Below are 1601 nucleotides of genomic sequence, written 5' to 3'. Positions count from 1 at the left end.
GGGGAGGACGGCTGTTTCACCGGAGCGGTCGAGTACTACGCCTACGGGCCCACCAAGGCGGAGGCCGTCCGGGAGCTGGCCGCGTCGGAGGGCTACGACCTCGACCGCTGCTACGCCTACAGCGATTCGGCCACCGACCTGCCGATGCTCGGGACGGTCGGTCACCCGCACGCCGTGAACCCTGATCGCGCCTTGCGCCGCGAGGCACTCGCCCGCGGGTGGCCGGTCCTGGAGTTCCGCCGCCCGGTCCCGCTCAAGAAGCGGCTGCCGGGCTTCTCCGTCCCGCCCCGGCCGGCGCTGGTCGCGGCGGCGGCCATAGGTGCGGCGGCGGCGACCGCCGGTCTCGTCTGGTACACCAGCCGACGGCGCGGCACCGTCTGAGCGGGCGCCCGTTTCGCCCTTTTCGAGCGGAAAGTAAAGAAGTGCGGGCTGGGGTTCCGCTTCCTGCCGGCCCGCGGTACAAAGAAGGTAGGCCCGCGAGACCAAAGGACATCCGAGAGGATCCCCTGACACTACGCACTTGGCCCCACGGACCCCGCATGAACACCGGGCACCCACGCGACGTCGACCCGTCGATTACGGGCCAGCCGCACCAGGTGACGGGCAAAGCACCCCGACCTGATGGGCGACATATCGAGGACGCTTGGTAACCCGGTGAGCATGCCAGCGGCGGTACGAGTTCTCGTACCGCCGCAACCCTTGTCCGGGGCTCCCCCGTTCCCTCAGGCCGCGCCGCGCTGCAGCGCCTCGCACACCGCGGTCGACTCGCGCACGCCCAGCTCGACCGCCCGGCCGCAGTGGGCGATCCAGGCCGCCATGCCCTCGGGGGTGCCGGACACGTAGCCGTCCAGGGCGGCCAGGTAGGAGGCGCGGCCCAGTTCGGCGTGACCCACCTCGGCCGGGCAGACAGCCTTCGGGTCCAGGCCGCTACCGATCAGCACGATTCGCTCGGCCGCGCGCGCGACCAGCCCGTTGTGGGACGCGAAGGGGCGCAGCGCCAGCAGCTCGCCGTGGACCACGGCGGCCGTCACCAGCGCGGGCGCGGAGCTGCCCGCGATGATCAGGTCGGCCAGCCCCTCCAGCCGGCCCGAGACCTCCTCGGCGTCCGGCAGCGCCAGCTCGACCAGCGGCTCGTCCACCGGCTCACCGGCCTGGCGCGGCCGGCCGACCTGCTCGTCATCGCTCGCCGCCGCCACCAGGTGCAGCCGGGCCAGCACCCGCAGGGGCGACTGGCGCCAGATGGACAGCAGCTGCCCCGCCTCCGCGGTCAGCCGCAGTGCCGCGCCCATGACGCGGGCCTCGGGGTCGACGCCGAAGTCGGTGCGCCGGCGCACCTCTTCCAGGGCCCAGTCCGCGCCGGACAGGGCCGCTGAGCCGCGGGCACCACGGAGGGCCGCCTCGGAGGTGATCTCGTTGCTGCGGCGCCGCATGACCCGGTGCCCGTAGACCCGGTCCACGGCCTTGCGCACAGACTCCACGGACTCGGCCACACCGGGCAGCGAGCCCAGGGCCGCGAGCGGGTCGGCGGTCGCGCCTGTCGTACTCATGAGTACGACCCTACGCACCCCACCGGCCGACCCCACGAAGGAGTGGTCTTCTTC

General features: G+C 73.2%; 2 protein-coding genes. One reads left to right on the top strand and one right to left on the bottom strand.

What is annotated here, in order from left to right; translation table 11 throughout:
- The coding region (locus IE312_RS40235) for an HAD family hydrolase (RefSeq protein ID WP_229899804.1) at nucleotides 1–381 on the top strand (381 nt) is incomplete at its 5' end.
- A 341-nt stretch (nucleotides 382–722) separates the two neighbouring features.
- Here IE312_RS40235 and IE312_RS15475 read toward each other — a convergent pair.
- A complete protein-coding gene (locus IE312_RS15475) occupies nucleotides 723–1547 on the bottom strand; it encodes a Fic family protein (RefSeq protein WP_189982136.1) in 825 nt (274 codons plus the stop codon).
- Between the last annotated feature and the right edge of the window lie 54 nt (nucleotides 1548–1601).

It is taken from the genome of Streptomyces capoamus, from assembly GCF_014654935.1.
Taxonomy (GTDB): domain Bacteria; phylum Actinomycetota; class Actinomycetes; order Streptomycetales; family Streptomycetaceae; genus Streptomyces; species Streptomyces capoamus.
The sequence above is the reverse complement of the archived record's forward strand: the minus strand, read 5'-3'. Positions and strand labels throughout refer to the sequence as shown.